Annotated in this window: 15 protein-coding genes; 4 read left to right on the top strand and 11 right to left on the bottom strand. The window is 74.4% G+C overall.

Annotation, left to right across the window (positions count from 1 at the left end; genetic code table 11):
* Positions 1-225 precede the first annotated feature (225 nt).
* Positions 226-2,085 (top strand): prolyl oligopeptidase family serine peptidase, encoded by a 1,860-nt coding sequence (locus KPL59_RS06735; RefSeq protein WP_226360260.1) that lies wholly within the window; start codon positions 226-228, stop codon positions 2,083-2,085.
* A gap of 27 nt (positions 2,086-2,112) precedes the next feature.
* On the opposite strand, the gene KPL59_RS06730 is transcribed toward KPL59_RS06735, so the two are convergent.
* The 3 genes from KPL59_RS06730 to KPL59_RS06720 all read right to left on the bottom strand — a co-directional run bounded on the left by KPL59_RS06730 (position 2,113) and on the right by KPL59_RS06720 (position 6,040).
* Positions 2,113-3,675: a serine/threonine-protein kinase gene (locus KPL59_RS06730; RefSeq protein ID WP_226360259.1), complete on the bottom strand. Its 1,563-nt coding sequence runs from the start codon at positions 3,673-3,675 to the stop codon at positions 2,113-2,115.
* 139 nt (positions 3,676-3,814) lie between these two features.
* Positions 3,815-5,254 (bottom strand): transglycosylase family protein, encoded by a 1,440-nt coding sequence (locus KPL59_RS06725; protein ID WP_226360258.1) that lies wholly within the window; start codon positions 5,252-5,254, stop codon positions 3,815-3,817.
* A gap of 159 nt (positions 5,255-5,413) precedes the next feature.
* The gene (locus KPL59_RS06720; RefSeq protein ID WP_226360257.1) at positions 5,414-6,040 is read right to left on the bottom strand and encodes a DsbA family protein; all 627 of its coding nucleotides are present in this window, start codon (positions 6,038-6,040) and stop codon (positions 5,414-5,416) included.
* 99 nt (positions 6,041-6,139) lie between these two features.
* Between KPL59_RS06720 and pepN the strand changes: the two genes are divergently transcribed.
* A complete protein-coding gene (pepN, locus tag KPL59_RS06715) occupies positions 6,140-8,746 on the top strand; it encodes an aminopeptidase N (RefSeq protein WP_226360256.1) in 2,607 nt (868 codons plus the stop codon).
* Positions 8,747-8,812: 66 nt separating this feature from the next.
* Here pepN and KPL59_RS06710 read toward each other — a convergent pair whose 3' ends face one another.
* From KPL59_RS06710 to KPL59_RS06680, 7 genes are all read right to left on the bottom strand, one after another.
* Complete coding sequence (locus KPL59_RS06710) at positions 8,813-9,136, bottom strand: hypothetical protein (protein ID WP_226360255.1); 324 nt, start codon at positions 9,134-9,136, stop codon at positions 8,813-8,815.
* A gap of 167 nt (positions 9,137-9,303) precedes the next feature.
* Entirely contained in the window at positions 9,304-10,866 is a 1,563-nt protein-coding gene (locus tag KPL59_RS36780; protein WP_226360254.1) for a sensor histidine kinase KdpD, read from the bottom strand.
* 101 nt (positions 10,867-10,967) lie between these two features.
* A complete protein-coding gene (locus KPL59_RS06700) occupies positions 10,968-11,639 on the bottom strand; it encodes a response regulator transcription factor (RefSeq protein ID WP_020626929.1) in 672 nt (223 codons plus the stop codon).
* A gap of 81 nt (positions 11,640-11,720) precedes the next feature.
* On the bottom strand, positions 11,721-12,200 hold the full coding sequence (locus KPL59_RS06695; RefSeq protein WP_226360253.1) for a DUF5130 family protein: 480 nt from the start codon (positions 12,198-12,200) through the stop codon (positions 11,721-11,723).
* A complete protein-coding gene (locus tag KPL59_RS06690) occupies positions 12,187-12,441 on the bottom strand; it encodes a hypothetical protein (protein WP_226360252.1) in 255 nt (84 codons plus the stop codon). Before KPL59_RS06690 ends, KPL59_RS06695 begins: the two co-directional genes overlap by 14 nt.
* Before the next feature lie 11 nt (positions 12,442-12,452).
* Positions 12,453-13,883: a DUF2252 domain-containing protein gene (locus KPL59_RS06685; RefSeq protein WP_020626926.1), complete on the bottom strand. Its 1,431-nt coding sequence runs from the start codon at positions 13,881-13,883 to the stop codon at positions 12,453-12,455.
* Complete coding sequence (locus KPL59_RS06680) at positions 13,880-14,455, bottom strand: TetR/AcrR family transcriptional regulator (RefSeq protein WP_226351995.1); 576 nt, start codon at positions 14,453-14,455, stop codon at positions 13,880-13,882. The genes KPL59_RS06685 and KPL59_RS06680 overlap by 4 nt, the downstream gene beginning before the upstream one ends.
* A gap of 96 nt (positions 14,456-14,551) precedes the next feature.
* Between KPL59_RS06680 and KPL59_RS06675 the strand changes: the two genes are divergently transcribed.
* The gene (locus KPL59_RS06675; protein WP_226360251.1) at positions 14,552-15,481 is read left to right on the top strand and encodes an NmrA family NAD(P)-binding protein; all 930 of its coding nucleotides are present in this window, start codon (positions 14,552-14,554) and stop codon (positions 15,479-15,481) included.
* On the opposite strand, the gene KPL59_RS06670 is transcribed toward KPL59_RS06675, so the two are convergent.
* Positions 15,451-16,800 carry a UDP-glucose/GDP-mannose dehydrogenase family protein gene (locus tag KPL59_RS06670; RefSeq protein ID WP_020626923.1) on the bottom strand — a complete coding sequence of 450 codons (1,350 nt, stop codon included), beginning with the start codon at positions 16,798-16,800 and terminating at the stop codon, positions 15,451-15,453. The two genes, KPL59_RS06675 and KPL59_RS06670, sit on opposite strands and share 31 nt — an antisense overlap.
* Before the next feature lie 115 nt (positions 16,801-16,915).
* Between KPL59_RS06670 and KPL59_RS06665 the strand changes: the two genes are divergently transcribed.
* Complete coding sequence (locus KPL59_RS06665; RefSeq protein ID WP_226360250.1) at positions 16,916-17,590, top strand: GPP34 family phosphoprotein; 675 nt, start codon at positions 16,916-16,918, stop codon at positions 17,588-17,590.
* Position 17,591: the final 1 nt, after the last annotated feature.

Raw genomic sequence — 17,591 nt, 5'->3', positions numbered from 1 at the left:
CGGCGAGCATGCTCCCGGAGCCCGCCCCGGTCCAGAGTTTGTTCGTTTTACCTACGAACGAATCCCTCGTTCGCCGTAGTGGTCGTCATCACCCCGAAACGCTGTGGGTCTTGCACGAGCGGCCCGGCGCACGTGAGGTGGAACCCGGCGCGGACCCACCGGGTAGTTTCGACGTCCGGCCAGGCGGAACCGCAGGGCACGAGGGCAGAACCGGGGGTGCGATCGGTGGAGGCCGGGCAGACCGGGCAGATCACCCAGACCGTCCCCGACCGTGACGGCGCCGGGGCTGCACCCGGGCACCACTCCCCCGCGGTGTCCCCGGACGGCACCCGCATCGCCTGGATCTCCGACCGCACCGGGCGCCCGCGGGTGCACGTCGCGACGCTGCCGCCGGACGGGCCCATCGACCCGGACGAGGCACGGGTGCTGTCGGCGCCCGGCCCGTACGCCGACGTGACGGCGCTGTCCTGGTCCCCCGACGGCAGCCGGATCGCGGTGCAGGTCGCCCCGTGCGGCGGCGACCGCACCCGGGTGGCGCTGCTCGACCCCGACGGCGGACCGGCCGTCGGGATCGCGACGCACGCCACCGCCGTCGTGCTGGGGGCCTGGGCCCCGACCGGACGGTCGCTCGGCGTCACCGTGCTGTCCGACGCGACACCGCGCGGCAGCGAGCCGGGCGACGGCACCGCCTGCCTGGTCGACGTGCGTGACGGCTCCTCCACCGTCCTCGGGTCCGGGCAGGCGGCCGTCGTCCAGGCGGTGTCGGCGGACGGCCGCCGGGTCGTGCTGCGCACCGGGCGTCGTGGGGAGCGCGCCCTGGAGCTGGTCGACCTGCACCGCGGCACCCGGGACCGGGTGATCGACGGGCCCGGCGGTGCGCTGACCGCCGCCGCCCGCTTCGGCTCCGCCCCCGGCACGCTGTGGGTGCACACCGACGCCGACCGCGAGCACGCCGCGCTGCTCGCCGTCGCGCTCGGCCCCACGGCCGAGCACCGCCTGTCCCCCGCGCGCCCGGTCGCCGTCCGGCCCGGCGCCGACCTGGAGGTCGTGGCACTGGACCCGGGCGGCCCGCGGGCCGCGCTGGTGTGGAACGTCGGCGGGCGCAGCCAGGTCGAGATCGCCGACCTGCGCGGCGGGAGACCGGAGCGACTGCCCGCGCCGTGCGACGTCGTCACCGGGGTGACCTTCGCCCGCGACGGCGTGTCGCTGCTGGTCGCGGGCCACTCCCCGGGGGTGCCGCCGTACGTGGTGCGGCTGCCGCTCGACGCCCGCCCGGCCACACCGCTGCTCGGCGGGACCCCGGTGACGCCCCGGCCGCCGCGCCCGGAGGCGGTCGGCTTCCCCGCCGAGGACGGGCTGCGGCTGGCCGGGTGGCTGCACCGGCCGTCGTCGCCGACGGGGGTGGGGTTCGTCTGGCTGCACGGCGGCCCCGAGTCCGAGGAGCGGCCCGGCTGGGCGCCCCTGCTGCACGCGCTGGTCGCCGCCGGGGTCACCGTGCTCACACCGAACGTGCGCGGCTCCTCCGGGCGGGGGCGGGCCTTCGCCCGGCTCGACGACGGCGCGCTGCGGCCGGAGTCGATCGCCGACGTGCGGGCCGCGACCCGGCTCCTGGCCGGGGTGCCCGACGTCGACCCGCGCCGGATCGTCGTCGGCGGCCGGTCCTACGGCGGGTTCCTCACCCTCGCCGCGCTGACCCGGTTCCCGGAGCTGTTCGCGGCCGGCGTCGACGTGTGCGGCATGTCCGACATGGCCGCCTTCTTCGCCGACTCCGAGCCCTGGATCAGCGGTCCCGCGACGACCGAGTATGGGCACCCGGACCGGGACCGCGCGCTGCTGGAGGAGCTGTCCCCGCTGCGGACGGCGGACCGGATCGCCGTGCCGCTGCTGGTCGTGCACGGCGAGCACGACACGAACGTCCCGCTGACCCAGGCGCTCGCGATCCACGCGGCGCTGGCCGGGCGCGGCGCCCCGGTGGAGCTGCTGCGCATCCCGGACGAGGGCCACGAGGTGCACGACCGGCACACCCGGGCCGCGGCGAACGCCCGGATCGTGGACTTCGTGACCGCGACGACGGCCCGTGGCTGAACGGGCGACCCGGCCCGGCCGAGCGGGTCAGGCCGTGCTGAACGACTGCAGGATCTCCTGGCCCTCGCTGTTGGTGCCGACGACGAACCGGTAGTTCTCCCGGGTCGTCGTGCCGTCGTTGCGCATGAACACGACGGTCGCGGTGACCGTGTTCGGGCCGGCGTTGCGCAGGTTCTCGGCGTAGACGTTGCGCACGGTGCTGTAGAAGGACCGGAAGCCCTGGATGCCCTGGCTCTGGGCCTGTGCCTGCGGGCTGAGCATCGCGAACGCGCCGTCGATGTCGTCGGGCAGCATCCGGTAGTAGTTCTGCACGAACGAGACCGGGTCCTGCACCTGCCCGGTGCCGGTGGTCGGCGTGGGCGTCGGCGTCGCGGAGGTGGTCGGCGCGGGCGTGGTCGTCGGGGTCGCGCTCGGCGACGGGGACCCGCTCGTCGGCGGGGCGGCGATCACCGGCGGGGTGCCCTGCTGCTGGTTGGTCGAGTAGATGCCGAACGCGACACCGCCGCCGACGACGAGCAGCACGGCGAGCGCACCCAGCACGACCGGGGTGCGACGGCCTCGCCCGTCCCGGGAACGGGGGGCACCCTTCCGGCGGCCACCGCGCCCCCCGGCACCGGGGATGACCTGCGGCGCGGGGACGGCCGGGGCGTCGACGACCGTCCCGCCGCCCTGCGCGGCGAGCCCGTGCGGCGCGGCCACGGCGTCACCGGTGTCCATCACCGCGGACGCCGTCGACGGCGTCGCGAGACCGGCCACGGACTGGCCCGCGGCGATCCGGGCGAGCGCGTCGCGGGCCTGGGCGGCGCTGGGCCGCTCGGCGGGGTCGTTGGCGAGCAGGCGCATCAGCAGCGCGGTCAGCGGGCCCGCCTCCCGCGGCGGGGTGATCGCGCCGGTGGCGACCTTGTGGAGCAGGGCGTAGGCGTTGTCGTCGAGGCCGAACGGCGGCTCGCCCTCGACCGAGGCGTAGAGCATCGCGCCGAGCGCGAAGATGTCCGAGGCGGCCGTCGGCTCCTGGCCGCGGGCGACCTCGGGGGCGAGGAACGCCGGCGTGCCGGCGATGACGCCGGTGCGGGTGAGCTGCACGTCGTCGACGGCGCGGGACACACCGAAGTCGGTGATCTTGGCCCGGCCGTCCTCGGCGATCAGGACGTTGCCCGGCTTGATGTCACGGTGCACGACACCGGCGGTGTGCGCGGCGGCCAGCCCGTCGGCGACCTGACGGCCGATCGCGGCGGCCTCCCGCGGCGGGATCGGGCCCTTCTCGGCGAGGACCGCGGCCAGCGAGCGCGACGGCAGGTACTCCATGACCAGCCACGGACGGTCGTCGTGGACGACGACGTCGAACATGCTGATCACGTGCGCGTGCTGCAGGCGGGCACCGATCCGGCCCTCGCGCAGGATCCGCTGGCGGGACTCCTCCAGCTGCTCGTCGGACGGCAGCGCCGCCGCGAGCAGCTCCTTGACCGCCACCGTCCGGTTCAGCAGCTCGTCCGTCCCCCGCCACACGGCGCCCATCGCACCGGCACCGATCCGCTCGTCGAGCCGGTAGCGGTTCCCGATCCGGGGCGTGTCGGGGGTGGGCGAACTCATGAGGTCCAAGGGTAGGGAATCGGGGCCGGGCCGCCGTCGGCAGGGCAGGTGCTGCAGACGACCGGGAGAGGGACCACGGACCCTACGCGACCACCCGTCGAGCAGCCAGCGACCGTACGCCACACCACAGGACGCCCGATCACCTCGGAAGGCCCAGTTTGTTGGCACACGCCGGCCACGATCCGTAACCACCGCGGGCGTCGCGGACCTTGGTCGCGATCTCGATCTGCTGCTCCTTGGTCGCACCGTCGGCGGTGGGGGCGTACTTCGTACCGCCGAAGTCGCTCCAGGTGCCCTTGTCGAACTGGAGACCACCGTGGTAGCCGTTGCCGGTCGAGATGGCCCAGTCGCCGGAGGACTCACACTGCGCCAACCGGTCCCAGGTGCCGTCGGCCGCCTTCGCCGACGACGACGGCGTCGGTTCCTTCTTCTCCTCCCGCTCCGGGGCCGGGGCCCGGGGTGCCGGGGCTCGGGGTGCCGGGGTCCCGCTGTCGCCCCCACCGCCCTCGGCCCCGCTGTCCTTGGTCCCGCTGTCCTTCGCTCCGCTGTCCTCGTTCCCGCCGGACTTCTCGCCGCCGGGCTTCTCGTCGCCGGGCTTCTCGTCGCCGGGCTTCTCGTCGCCGCCGGACTTGTCGCCGCTGGAGTCGTCGCGACCGGAGTCGTCGCGACCGGACCCGGAGCCGTCGGTTCCGGACCTGCCCTCGGACGAGCCACCGTCGTCGTGGGAGCGGCCGGAGTCGCCGGAGCCGCCGAAGTCGCGGTCCTCCGGCTCGGAGCCCGAGGCCGGGCCGTCACCGGCGCTACCGCCGGATCGCTGGCCGGAACCGCCGGGGTCGCCCACCCCGCCGTCCGAACCGGAACCGCCCGAGCCAGAGCCGCTCGAGCCGGAGCCGCGCGAGGCAGAGTCGTCCGAGCCGGAGCCGCCCGAGCGGGAGCCACTCGGATCGGGCCCGTCGGAGCCGCCGCCGTCCGGGCCGTCGCCGGAGCCGCTGTCCGAGCCGCTGTCGGAGCCGCTGTCCGAGCCGCCCCCGGAGCCGGCGCGGTCCGGATCCGCACCGGACCCCGCCTCCGCCACCGCGGCGCGCACCCGCTCCCCCACCGCCCGCGCGATGGCGTCGGCGTCGGAGGCGCCGTACCCGGCGGCGACGTCGTCGACCACCAGCACCCAGTCGGTGCTCCCGCCCGTGCCCTGCGGCACCGGGAACCGGGCGATCCCCGAGCTCGACAGCTGGGCCAGCTCCAGGGTCGTCCCGGTCGCGGGCTGCACCCACCACGGGCGCGCGGTGTCGCCGGAGAGCAGGTCGAGGTCGAGGACGACGTCGCTGCCCGCCGGGGTGTGGCCGAGCACGTAGGAGCCGTCCTCGGCCCCGGCGATGTCGACCCGGCTGTCCACCGCCGCCGCCCGCACGGTGAACGCGCCGTCGGAGTACGGGCTCAGCGACGTGCGGGGCACCGCGTCGGCGAGTGCCCCACGCTCCAGCACCGCACCGACGGCGATCTGCCCGCCCGCGAGCGTCCCGGCGACCAGCGCCACCGCCCCGAGCACCGACGTCGTCCGCCGCGAGAACCAGGTGTCCACGGCGGAGCACTGTGCGCCCCCGCGGGGCCCGCCACGGCCGAACGGGCCATCCCGTTCGCGATCGCGAGCAGCCGTCGTCGGAGATCACCGGCGGTGAGCGGATCGGTGCCGGATCCGGCACCGGTCCCCTCGGCCGCGGCGATCACCCGCCGGAGCGGGTCAGTAGTCGAAGGACGGGTCCTCGGTGCGGGTGCGCTTGAGCTCGAAGAAGTGCGGGTTCTCGGCCAGCAGCCGGGCGCCGTCGAACAGGCGGCCGGCGTCCTCCCCCTTCGGGACCCGGGAGATGACCGGCCCGAAGAACGCCACGCCGTCGACGTGGATCGTCGGGGTGCCGACGTCGAGGCCCACCGGGTCCATGCCCTCGTGGTGGCTGGCGCGCAGCTTCTCGTCCCACTCGGTGGAGTGCGCGGCCCCGGCCAGCGACTCCGGAAGGCCGACCTCCTTGAGCGCGCCGGCGACGACGTCGTCGAAGTCCTTGTTCTGCTGGTTGTGGATCCGCTCCCCGAGGGCGGTGTAGAGCGGCGCGAGCACCTCGGTGCCGTGCTGCTCGGCGGCGGCGATGCACACCCGCACCGGGCCCCACGCCTTCTTCATCATCTCCGCGTACTGCTCGGGCAGGTCACGGCCCTCGTTCAGCACGGCCAGGCTCATCACGTGCCAGGTGACGTCGACGTCGCGGACCTTCTCCACCTCCAGCACCCAGCGGGAGGTCAGCCACGCCCAGGGACACAGCGGGTCGAACCAGATGTCGATGCGGGCCTTGCCCTCAGCAGCAGCAGTCGTCATGTACGGCACAACGCACGCCACGCGCCCCCGATTCCTCGGACCGCGTCGCGCCCACCGTGATTGGATGCCGGACGACACCACTCCCCGGAGAGGACCTACGTGACCCCGCCCAACCTCACCCGTACCCAGGCCGAGGAGCGCGCCGCGCTGCTCGACGTGTCGACCTACGACGTCACGATCGACCTGACCGACGGCGCCGGAGCCCCCTCCGAGCGGACGTTCGCGGTGACCACGACGGTGCGCTTCACCGCCACCGAGCCCGGCGGGAGCACCTGGATCGAGTGGGTCGGCGACGGCATCACCTCGGCCACCCTGAACGGCGCCGACCTCGACGTCTCGGGCTGGACCGAGGAGGACGGCCTCGCGCTGCCCGATCTGGCCGCCGACAACGAGCTGACGATCGTCGCGACCGGCCTCTACACCAACACCGGTGAGGGCCTGCACCGCTTCGTCGACCCGGTCGACCAGGCCGTCTACCTGTACTCGCAGTTCGAGACGGCCGACTGCAAGCGGCTGTTCCCCTGCTTCGACCAGCCCGACCTCAAGGCCCGCTACACCCTCACCGTGACCGCGCCGGAGGACTGGAAGGTCATCTCCAACGCGCCGGCGACCGTCGAGGGCGGGGTCCACCGCTTCGAGCGGACCGAGATCCTCTCCACCTACCTGGTGGCGCTGATCGCGGGTCCGTACGCGAGCTGGCACGACACCTACCGCGACGAGCACGCCGAGATCCCGCTGGGCATCTACTGCCGTGCCTCGCTGGCCCCGCACATGGACCACGAGCGGATCTTCACCGAGACCCGCCAGGGCTTCGACTTCTACCACCGCAACTTCGGGGTGACCTACCCGTTCGGCAAGTACGACCAGCTGTTCGTCCCCGAGTTCAACGCGGGCGCGATGGAGAACGCCGGCGCGATCACGTTCCTGGAGGACTACGTCTTCCGGTCGCGGGTCACCCGCACGCTCTACGAGCGCCGCGCCGAGACGATCCTGCACGAGATGGCGCACATGTGGTTCGGCGACCTCGTGACCATGCGTTGGTGGGACGACCTGTGGCTCAACGAGTCCTTCGCGACCTGGGCGAGCGTGCTGTGCCAGGCCGAGGCGACCGAGTACACCGGCGCCTGGACGACCTTCGCGAACCTCGAGAAGTCCTGGGCCTACCGGCAGGACCAGCTGCCCTCGACGCACCCGATCGCCGCGGACATCCCGGACCTGCAGGCCGTCGAGGTGAACTTCGACGGCATCACCTACGCCAAGGGCGCGTCGGTCCTCAAGCAGCTCGTCGCCTACGTCGGGCTGGAACCGTTCCTCGCCGGGCTGCGCGACTACTTCGCCGCCCACGCCTGGGGCAACGCCACCTTCGACGACCTGCTGGGCTCGCTGGAGAAGGCGTCGGGCCGGGACCTGTCGGACTGGGGCGCGCAGTGGCTGCGCACCACCGGCCTGAACCTGCTGCGCCCGTCGTTCCAGATCGACGACGCCGGCAGGTTCACCTCCTTCGACGTCGTCCAGGGCGGAGCCCGGCCGGGCGCCGGTGAGCTGCGCACGCACCGGATCGCCGTCGGCGTCTACGACGACGACCCGGAGACCGGCAAGCTCGTCCGCACCCACCGCGTCGAGCTCGACGTCTCCGGCGAGCGCACGCCCGTCCCGGACCTGGTCGGGGTGCCCCGCGGCAAGCTCGTCCTGGTCAACGACGACGACCTCACCTACTGCGCGCTGCGCCTGGACCCGGGCTCGCTCGCGACCCTGGTGGACCGCATCGGCGACATCGCCGACTCGCTGCCGCGCACGCTGTGCTGGTCCTCCGCGTGGGAGATGACCCGCGAGGCCGAGCTGAAGGCCCGCGACTTCGTCACCCTGGTCGCCGGCGGGTTCGACACCGAGTCCGAGATCGGCGTCGTGCAGCGGCTCCTGCTGCAGGCCCAGACCGCGACGGCGTCGTACTGCACCCCGGAGTGGGCGCAGGGCCGCGGCTGGCCGCTGCTGACCGACGCGCTGCGGTTCCGCCTGGACACCGCCCCGCCCGGGTCCGACGTCCAGCTGGCGGTGGTCAACGCGCTGACCGCGTCGGTGCTGCCGGAGAACACCCTGGACCGGATGAAGGGCTGGCTGCTCGACATCGACGTGCCGAAGGGCCTGACCGTCGACGCCGACCTGCGCTGGCGGCTGCTGCACGCACTCGTCGCGCACGGGAAGGCCGGCGAGACCGAGATCGCCGAGGAGGCCGAGCGCGACGCCACCTCCACCGGGGCGCGGCAGGCCGAGCGGGCCCGCGCGCTGATCCCGACCGCGGAGGCCAAGGAGCGGGCGTGGCAGCGCGCCGTGCACGACGACTCCCTGCCGAACGCGATCAACGAGTCGGCGATCTCCGGGTTCTCCCACCCCGCGCTGTCCACGGTGAACCCCGGCCTGCTCGACGGCTACGTCCGGCGCTACTTCGACGAGATCGACGGCGTGTGGGCCCGCCGGACCTCGGAGCTGGCGCAGAACGTCGTCGTCGGGCTGTTCCCGTCCTGGGCGGTCGCGGAGCCGACCGTCGCGGCGGCGGACGCCTGGCTCGCCGACGAGTCGAAGCCGGCGGCGCTGCGCCGGCTCGTGTCCGAGGGGCGCGCCGGGATCGTGCGCGCGCTGGCCGCCCGCGAGTTCGATGGTCAGGCCACTCCGGACCCGGAGCGGACCACCGCGGTCCAGCAGCCCTGACCCACACACGAACGGCGCCCCGGGAGCACGTGCTCCCGGGGCGCCGTTCGTATGTCGGGGTGTGGGTCAGCGGCGGCGCAGCCACCGCCGCAGGGGGTTGGCCGGCGCCGGTTCGTCGGCGGAGCGGAAGCCCGCGCAGACACGCGGCCCGCAGCTGCCGCAGTCGGTGCCCGGGCGGTAGTGCTCGTGCACCTCCTCCGGGTGGCCACAGGTGCACAGTCCCACCTGCGGTACGGCGGGCGCCGGCGGACCGGCCGGGGTCCGGGGCTCGGACGGGGTGCGCGGCCGGGGCAGCGCCGGGACGGGCTGCAGGCCCGTCGGCGGTGTCAGGACCGCGGCCGTGGGGGCGGCGGGGGTCCTGCGGTCGGTGCCGTCGTTCTCGTGCGCCATGTGACCTCCTTCGTGCCGGCGAACGGCAGCGCGGACGACCATTGCGTCATCGCACCGTGCCGCTGCGTCACCAGTATGAGATCGCGTGGGGCGCGTGGGAATGACTCGGAGCGACGAATAGACCTTCCGTGGACGGATCGGCAGCTCACGGACACGAAGTCACCCGATCAGCGGGCCACCGGAAGTGTGAGTACGGCGAGACAGCCGCGGGGTGCGTGCACCGTACGGAGCACCAGGTTGCCGCCGTGCTCCTGAGCCAGCTGGGCGCTGATGTGCAGCCCGAGCCCGGAGCCGCCGGCGGCCTCGTCGTGCCGCCCGCGGACGATCTCGAGCTGCTCCTGCCCGTCGGGCAGGCCGGGGCCGTGGTCGCGGACCTCGACGGCCACCAGCCCCGGCTCGTCGGCGAGCCGGGCCCGCACCACCACCGGGGTCCGGGGCGCGTGCCGGTCGCAGTTGGCCAGCAGGTTCGTCACGACCTGGCGGGTCAGCGACTCGGGCGCCGCGACCGGGGGCAGGTCGTCCTGGGTGTCGAGGGTGATGGAGCGGCCGTCGCGCAGGTCCACCAGGGTGCGCAGGGCCGCCCCGACGTCGTGCTCGCCGCCGGTGTCCGCCCCCGGCGGGGAGGCGACCGGGGCGTACGCCGGGCCGAAGTCGAGCAGGGCGGCGTCGCTCCGGTCGGTCGTCGGGTCGGCCGCGGCGTCGTCGACGGCGACCGGGGTCTGCAGCATCTGGCGCAGCCGGTTCAGCTCGGCGAGCACCGCCTCCCGCATCCGGTCGACCTGGGGGTCCTCGCCGCCGGGGCGGGTGGTCAGCAGCTGCGCCGCTCCGGCCAGACCGGCCAGCCCGTTGCGCAGCTCGTGGTCGCGCTCGGCGGTCTGGCCGGTGGCCCGTTCGAGCAGCGCCGAGGCCTCGCCGAGGGTGTCCTGGAGCTGGTCGTAGTCGTCCTGCATCCGGGTCACCGTGCGCAGCGCCATGGTCAGCAGCGCGGCGAGCACGACGCCCATCCCGAGCACCCGCAGCGACGGGTAGACCAGGCCGGCCATCGGCTCCTGGCCGGGCACGATCGCCCGGTACAGCTGCGACACCGCGATGATCAGCAGGCCGAGCCCCATGCGGGCCCGGACCCGGCTCGGGCGCCGGTAGCCGTCGAGCAGGAACAGCACCGCCACCAGGGCCCAGTCGCTCTGCACCACGACCGAGTACAGCGGCGAGGTCGCCAGCATCCGGGTGAACGGACTCTCCGCCTGCGACGCGACGACCCCGCCGACGACGAGGCCGACCGCGGCCAGCGCCCAGCCGCCCCAGGCCCCGAGGACCGGCGGCGGCCGCAGCCCGGCGACCAGGATGCACAGGCTGATCACGAACATGGTCAGCACGGCCAGCCGCGGGGTGCCCGCCGGGTACTGGGGCAGGACCAGCGCGGACAGCGGGAGGAGCACCACGCCGTAGAGCAGGAGGGCGGCCCCGAACCACGACGGACGGGGGTCACCGGACAGCCGGCCCGTCACCAGCGCGACGATCGCCGCCGCCGACCCGACCGCGGCAGCGACGAGGGTGAGCACCGCCGTCGCGTCGGAGAGGTCGACCCGGCCGTCGACGACCGCGGGGCGGCTCACGGCCACCACGACGACGGTCATCACCGCGACGACCAGCACGTCGGTCAGGTGACCTGCCAGGAACCGGGCCCGCCGCTGCGGCCCCAGGACCTCGCCGACGACACCGGACGCCACGTCGTCTCCGCTCTGCAGATGTCGCCGGACTGGTTGAGAACGCGATGATAGGACTCGTCATTCTCGGTGGCCCCCGGCGGCGGCGCCGAGGGCCGAACGGGTCAGATTCCGGCGGCCTTGCGGTACAACGCGACGGCCTCCAGCTGGGAGCCGACCTCCAGCTTGGTCAGCACCGCGCGGATCTGTGTCCGGACCGTCGCCAGCGAGACGACGAAGTGGTCGGCCACCGACTGCGCCCGCTTGCCGCCCGCCAGCAGGGCGAGGACCTCGCGCTCGCGCTGGGTGAGCCTGCCCAGCTTCTCGTGCAGGTCGCGGCGCTCGTGCTCCCGGTCGCGGTGCAGCCGGATGAACTGCTCGCGGCGGCCCGGCGGCATGATCGAGCGCCCGGCGTGGGCCTCGCGGATGGCGCTGAGCAGCGCCGGGAACGGCGCGTTCTTCGGCACGAAGACGAACCCGCCCGCGTCCAGGGCGGCGCCGACCCGGCCGGCGTCGGAGCTGCCCGACAGCACCACGACCCGCCAGCCCGCCTCGCACAGGGGGCCGACGAGCCGGACCCCGTCGATGCGGTTGCCCTCCGGATCACGCCCCAGGTCGAGGTCGAGCACGATCAGCCCGGGCGTGACACGCCGGGTGTGCTCGAGCACGGCCGCCGCGGAGCGGACCGGGAGGAACGTCGCGTCCTCACCCTCGGCGCGCAGGTTGAGGGCGAGGGCGGACCCCACCAGCTCGTGGTCGTCGACGATCAGGATCGGGCTGCCGGTGGGCCCGGTCACCGCTCGGTCCTCCCACTACGCGACATGCTGACACCTTAGAGCCGTGACACCGATCGTGGTGGCCCACGGGTGGCCCCCGGTTCAGGGGCGGCTTCCGGCCTGGTCCGCCAGCATCCTCAGCCCGGACAGGATCCCACCGAACAGATCGCCCTCCTTGAAGGACGCGACCATGCTCATGAGAGCGAGCTTGGCGCCGCGGTCGGGGAGGCGGACCTTCGCCTCGGCACCGGTCACGATCTCCAGCAGGCGCTGCTCGGGGCTCACGGCGACGAGCACCGCGTCGTCGTGGTGGTCGATGCGCCCGTGCAGGTCGACCGCGGTCGCCCGCGCGTCCGAGCCCAGATCGCCCAGGTACAGCGCGAACCGCAGACCGGTCTCGCGGCTGGCCAGGTAGAGGGCCTCGTCCAGGCGGGTCAGCTGCACCGGGGTGAACGGGTGCGCGGCAGCGGACGGCTCGACGAAGTTCTCGGCCACCGAGAGGCGGCCGAAGTTCGTGACGACCGCCCCTTCGGGCAGGTCCTCCTCGTTGCCGGTGAAGACGGCGAGGTCACCACTTGCCACCGGTACCTCCTCGGGTGTCGCCGCCCTCGGACGGGGCGGTGTCGCCGTGTCCGGCGTGCGCGGCGTGGTGCCCCGCGCCGGACGGCTCGGCGATCCAGAACAGCGGCTCGTACGGCCAGGGGTCACCCGCGCGGTAGCGGGGGCGGTTGCTCCGGTTCCGCATCGCGATCCAGCCCCAGATCGCGAAGTAGAGGACAGCCGGCGCGACCACGAAGACCAGCAGGGTTTCGACGACGGTCACGGGGCCAGAACCTAGCCGATGGCCGTGCCCGGCACCTGCTCAGGTGTCCGATCCGACAGCCGCCCGGACCGCACCGCGCGGACCAGTGCGTCATGATCGGCTTCGGTCTGGTCGGCGTAGGCCCTGGCGAAGGTCGTCAGCGCCCCGGCCACCTTGCCGCCCTTGCCCAGGTAGCCGGCGATCATCGACGCCCCCGAGGTGCGGGCGTGCCCCTTGGCGAGCAGCTTGCCGCAGACGTCGGCGTAGTCGGCCAGGGCGGTGGCGTCGAGGGTGTCGGGGACGATCGCGCCCTTCATGTCGCGGAACTGGCGGACGTAGTACTGGCGGCCGTTGATCGTCGTCCAGCCCAGGAGCGGGTCGGAGACGGTCTGCAGGGCCTGCTGGTACTCCACGACCCGCTGCCCCTGGTGGGCGTGCCACGCCTCGCCGCCGTGCACCCACGGCGCGACGACGGACCGGCGCGCCTGCTTGAGCTGCAGGAACAGCACGTCGTCGGGGCTGGAGCCCTCGCAGAGCACGAGGTAGGCGCGCAGCCCGACCGAGCCGACCCCGACGACCTTGTGGGCGACGTCGACGGCGTGGTAGCCGCCGAGGATCCGGCTCCAGTGCGGCGGCAGCGTCGTGAGGTAGCCGTCGAGGGCGGCCAGGATGCGCGCGGTGTGCTCGTCGTCGGGGTGGGTGATCAGCGGCGGCTCGGTGACGATCCGCCGCGCCCCGCCCTCCTCGGTCACGAACCGGGGCAGCGCGCGGTCGCTGGTCCGCCGGCGCGCCCGCTCGGCGGCCTTGTCGATGGCCCGGCGCGAGGTCTCGTGGTCGGCGTCCGAGCGCAGCGTGTCGACGTCCATGACGTCGAACGAGCGGGCGAGCAGCGGCTCGTCGGCGAGGTGGCGCAGGTGCTCGGCGTAGGAGGTCACGCAGCGGGTGACGGCCTCGCCGCACTGCTCCTCGGTCGCGCCGGAGACCCGGCCGGCGACCCAGGTGGAGGACACCAGCCGGCGCAGGTCCCACTCCCAGGCGCCGGGGTGGGCCTCGTCGAAGTCGTTGAGGTCGAAGACGAGGTCGCGCTCGGGCGAGGCGTAGAAGCCGAAGTTGCCCAGATGGGCGTCGCCGCAGATGACGGGGTGCACGCCGGTCTCGGGCAGCACCGCGAAGTCCGCGGCGTGCAGGGCGGCGGCGCCGCGCAGGAACGCGTGCGGCGAGGCGGTCATCCGCTGGATCCGCAGCGGGACGAGCTCGTGCACGCGCCCCGCGTTCTGCGCCTCGACGACGTCCACCGGGTCGGCCCGACGCACGTCCGCCGACCACGTGGCGAGCCCGGACCGGGGCGCGACCTTCCGCAGGCCCTTCCCGATGCGGTAGCGCTCCGCGCGTGGCGTCGAGGCCCGCTGCAGCGAGTCGAAGGCCGCGCGGTCCGATCCGGCGAGGACGGGGTGGGAGGTCACGCCTGCGTTCTACCGCAGCCGGACGTCCGCAGCCCCTCCACGGTCAACCGCAGCAGCCTCCGTGCGGCAGCCGGATCCTCTCCCGCGGCCGTGGACACGGCCGCGGTGAGGGCGACGACGTCCTCGGGGCGGGCGTCGGGATGCAGACCACCCGCGGCCGCCGCAGCGGCGACCAGCGGGTGGGCGGCGGCACACACCCGGTCGCTGTGGCACACGGGGGCCTCCGGCGACGGCTCGGCGAGCAGGACCTCGACCATGCCCCGGGCGGACGCCACGTACTGGACGAACTCGTCGAGCCAGACCCACAGCGCGGTGGCGGGCTCGGCGCGGCAGAGCGCCTCGGCCCGGGCGCAGAGCGTGTCGACGCCGTCGGCGAACACCGCCTCGAGCAGCACCCTGCGGGAGGCGAAGTGCCGGTGCAGGGTCGCCGACCCGACACCCGCCCGGCGGGCGATCTCCTCCATCGACGCCTGGGCACCGTCCCGCGCGACGACCTCCATCGCGGCTCTGAGCAGGCGTTCCCGGTTGCGGAGGCGGTCGGCCCGTGGGGTGGCCGTGGCGTCGCGCGGCATGGGATCTCCCGGACTGCTCGACAAAACGGGGTGGTCCTCCATATCGTAGCGGACAGAAAACGGGGGACCACTCCGTTTCAACGGGAGGAGCACGTCATGAACGCACCGGTTCTGGTCACGGGGGCGACCGGCAAGCAGGGCGGGGCGGCGGCCCGGGCACTGCTGGCCACGGGCACGCCGGTCCGGGCGCTGGTCCGTGACCCCGGCACCGCCGCGGCGCGGGCACTGGCCGACGCCGGCGCCGCGCTGGTCACGGGCGACCTCGACGACCCCCCATCGGTGACGGCGGCCGCCCGCGGCACCCGCGGGGTCTTCTCGGTGCAGATGCCCGACCTGGAGGACCTGCTCGGCGGCCGGGAGCTGCGCCACGCGGCGTCGATCGCGTCCGCCGTGCGGGAGGCCGGCGTCGCGCAGGTGGTGCACACCTCGATGTCCGGGGTCGCCGAGCTGGGACGCCCCGGCGCCATCGACCCCGGGGTCTGGGGTGAGCACATGGCCCACTACTGGCGGTCCAAGGCCGCCGCGGAGGACGCGATCGCCGGGGCCGGGGCCCGGTGGGTCACCCGGCTGCGGCCGGCCACGTTCATGGAGAACTTCGTGCCCTGGTCGCCGTACCTGGTCGGCGGCGACGCGCCGCGGATGCTGCTGGCGATGGACCCGGACCGCACGCACCCGTTCGTCGCGGTGGCCGACATCGGGGCCGCGGCGGCCGCCGCGTTCGCCGACCCGGACCGGTTCGACGGCGTCGCGCTCGACCTGGTCGGCGAGCGTCTGAGCTACCGGCAGGCGGCCACGGCGCTCACCGAGGCCTGGGGTGTGCCGTTCACCCTGACCGAGAGCCCCGAGCAGGCCGTCGCGGAGGGGATGGCCGAGGTGTTCCTGCAGGCCCACGCCTTCCTCGACGCCCACCCCCGCGTCGTGGGCCCGGAGCGGGCCCGGGAGTTCGGGCTCGACCCCGTCGGCTTCGCGGCGTGGGCTCGCGCCGTGGGCAGGCCTCAGACGTTGCGCCTGCCCAGCGCGCGGTAGGTCCAGCCCGCGGACTCCCAGGTCTCACGGTCCAGGGCGTTGCGGCCGTCGAGCACCCGGCGGGTCTTCACGACCGTGCCGAACGAGCCAGGGTCGAGCTCGCGGTACTGCTTCCACTCGGTCAGCAGCAGGACGACGTCGGCACCCTCGGCAGCCTCCTCCGGGGTGTCGACGCAGTCCAGCTGCGACCAGTGCCGCCGCACGTTGGGCAGCGCCTGCGGGTCGGTCACCCGGACGTTGGCGCCCTGGAGTTGCAGCTGCGCGGCCACGTTCAGCGCCGGGGAGTCGCGGATGTCGTCGGAGTCGGGCTTGAACGCCGCGCCGAGCACGGCGATCCGCTTGCCGAGCAGCGAGTCGTCGCACACCTGGCGGGCGAGCTCCACCATCCGGATCCGGCGCCGCATGTTGATGTTGTCGACCTCGCGCAGGAAGGTCAACGCCTGGTCGGCGCCCAGCTCCCCGGCACGGGCCATGAACGCCCGGATGTCCTTGGGCAGGCAGCCGCCACCGAAGCCGAGCCCGGCGTTGAGGAACTTGCGGCCGATCCGGTCGTCGTGGCCGATCGCGTCGGCGAGCTGCTTCACGTCGGCGCCGGTGGCCTCGCACAGCTCGGCCATCGCGTTGATGAAGGAGATCTTGGTGGCGAGGAAGGAGTTCGCGGCGGTCTTGACCATCTCCGCGGTGGCGTAGTCGGTGACGACCTTCGGCGTGGCGTCGGCGACGATCCGCGCGTAGACGGTGTCCAGGACCTTCTCCGCGTCCACGTCGGCGTCCACACCGGACAGCGACGGGACGCCGTAGACGAGCCGGTCCGGGTGCAGGGTGTCCTGCACCGCGAACCCCTCGCGCAGGAACTCCGGGTTCCACGCCAGCGCGGCGCCCGGCACCCGGGCGGCGACCTGCTCGGCGAGCCGGGCCGCCGTGCCCACCGGCACCGTGGACTTCCCGACGACCAGCTCGCCGGGGCCCAGCACCTCGATCAGCGACGCCGTCGCCGCCTCCACGTACGTCAGGTCCGCGGCGTACTCGCCGCGCCGCTGCGGGGTGCCGACGCACACGAAGTGCACCGCCGCGCCCCGGGCGTCGGCCATGTCCGAGGAGAACGACAGCCGGCCCGAGTCCAACGACCGGCGCAGCAGCTCCTCGAATCCCGGCTCGAAGAACGGGACCCGGCCCGCGGCCAGTGACTCGGCCTTCGCGACGTCGGCCTCGATGCCGACGACCTCGTGGCCCAGCTCCGCCATCGACGCCGCGTGCACGGCACCCAGGTAGCCGCACCCGATCACGGAGAGCTTCAGCCCGGTGGTGGTATCCGACATGGGCGGAGGCTATCTCCCCGTCCGGGGGACGGGTCGCGCACGTCGGGCAGTGGGCGTGAGGGTGACGCTGCGGTGGCGCGACGGTGCCGTCGGCCGGGCGATAGCGTCACCGGGTGTGAGGACGCTGCTGCTGGCCGAGGAACTGCTGCTGCTCGGGCTGGACCGGGCGACCGGCCGGATCAGCGACCGGTTCGACGCCCGGGTGCTGCCGGTGGCGCTGGTGCGCGACCTCGTCGACGCCGGTGCGCTGCACCTCGACGCCGGTCCCGCGGGTGCCGGGGAGCCTGCCGACACCGTGACGCCCTCGGGCGGGGAGCCCGAGCACCCGGCCCTGGCCGCGGCGCTCGCCGCGGTGACCCACGACGGCACCGACTCGGGCTCGCGGACGGTCACCGCGGCCGCGGTGCACCTGGCGCGGACCCCGGCAGGGAGCGCGGGCGGCGCCGTCGGGCAGCTGGTGGCCGACGGGGTCCTCGGCGCACAGGAGTACCGGCGGTTCGGCCTGTTCCGCCGGGTGCACCTGACCGAGCAGGACCCGGAGCCCGCCCGCGCGCTGCGGACCCGGCTCGCGTCGGCGCTGGTGACCGACACCCCGCCCGGCGACCGCGACGGGCTGCTGCTCGTGCTGCTGTCGCACAGCGACCTCGCCGCGGACGTGCTGCCGACGGAGATCGACGCCGGGACGCGGGAGCAGGCGGCGCGGCGGGCGGCGCTGCTGGCCGAGGGCGCCGCGCGGGACCCGTTCGTCCGGGCCTACTTCGCGGTGCGGTCCGGCTGGGCCGGCAACTGAG

Source organism: Pseudonocardia sp. ICBG1142 (assembly GCF_020496255.1).
Lineage (GTDB): Bacteria > Actinomycetota > Actinomycetes > Mycobacteriales > Pseudonocardiaceae > Pseudonocardia.
The sequence above is the reverse complement of the archived record's forward strand: the minus strand, read 5'-3'. Positions and strand labels throughout refer to the sequence as shown.

Coding starts and splice junctions, on each gene's coding strand:
- KPL59_RS06730 (WP_226360259.1), bottom strand. CDS start 3,675: ATGAGTTCGCCCACCCCCGACACGCCCCGGATCGGGAACCGCTACCGG.
- KPL59_RS06720 (WP_226360257.1), bottom strand. CDS start 6,040: ATGACGACTGCTGCTGCTGAGGGCAAGGCCCGCATCGACATCTGGTTC.
- KPL59_RS06710 (WP_226360255.1), bottom strand. CDS start 9,136: ATGGCGCACGAGAACGACGGCACCGACCGCAGGACCCCCGCCGCCCCC.
- KPL59_RS06680 (WP_226351995.1), bottom strand. CDS start 14,455: ATGCCGCGCGACGCCACGGCCACCCCACGGGCCGACCGCCTCCGCAAC.
- KPL59_RS06675 (WP_226360251.1), top strand. CDS start 14,552: ATGAACGCACCGGTTCTGGTCACGGGGGCGACCGGCAAGCAGGGCGGG.
- KPL59_RS06670 (WP_020626923.1), bottom strand. CDS start 16,800: ATGTCGGATACCACCACCGGGCTGAAGCTCTCCGTGATCGGGTGCGGC.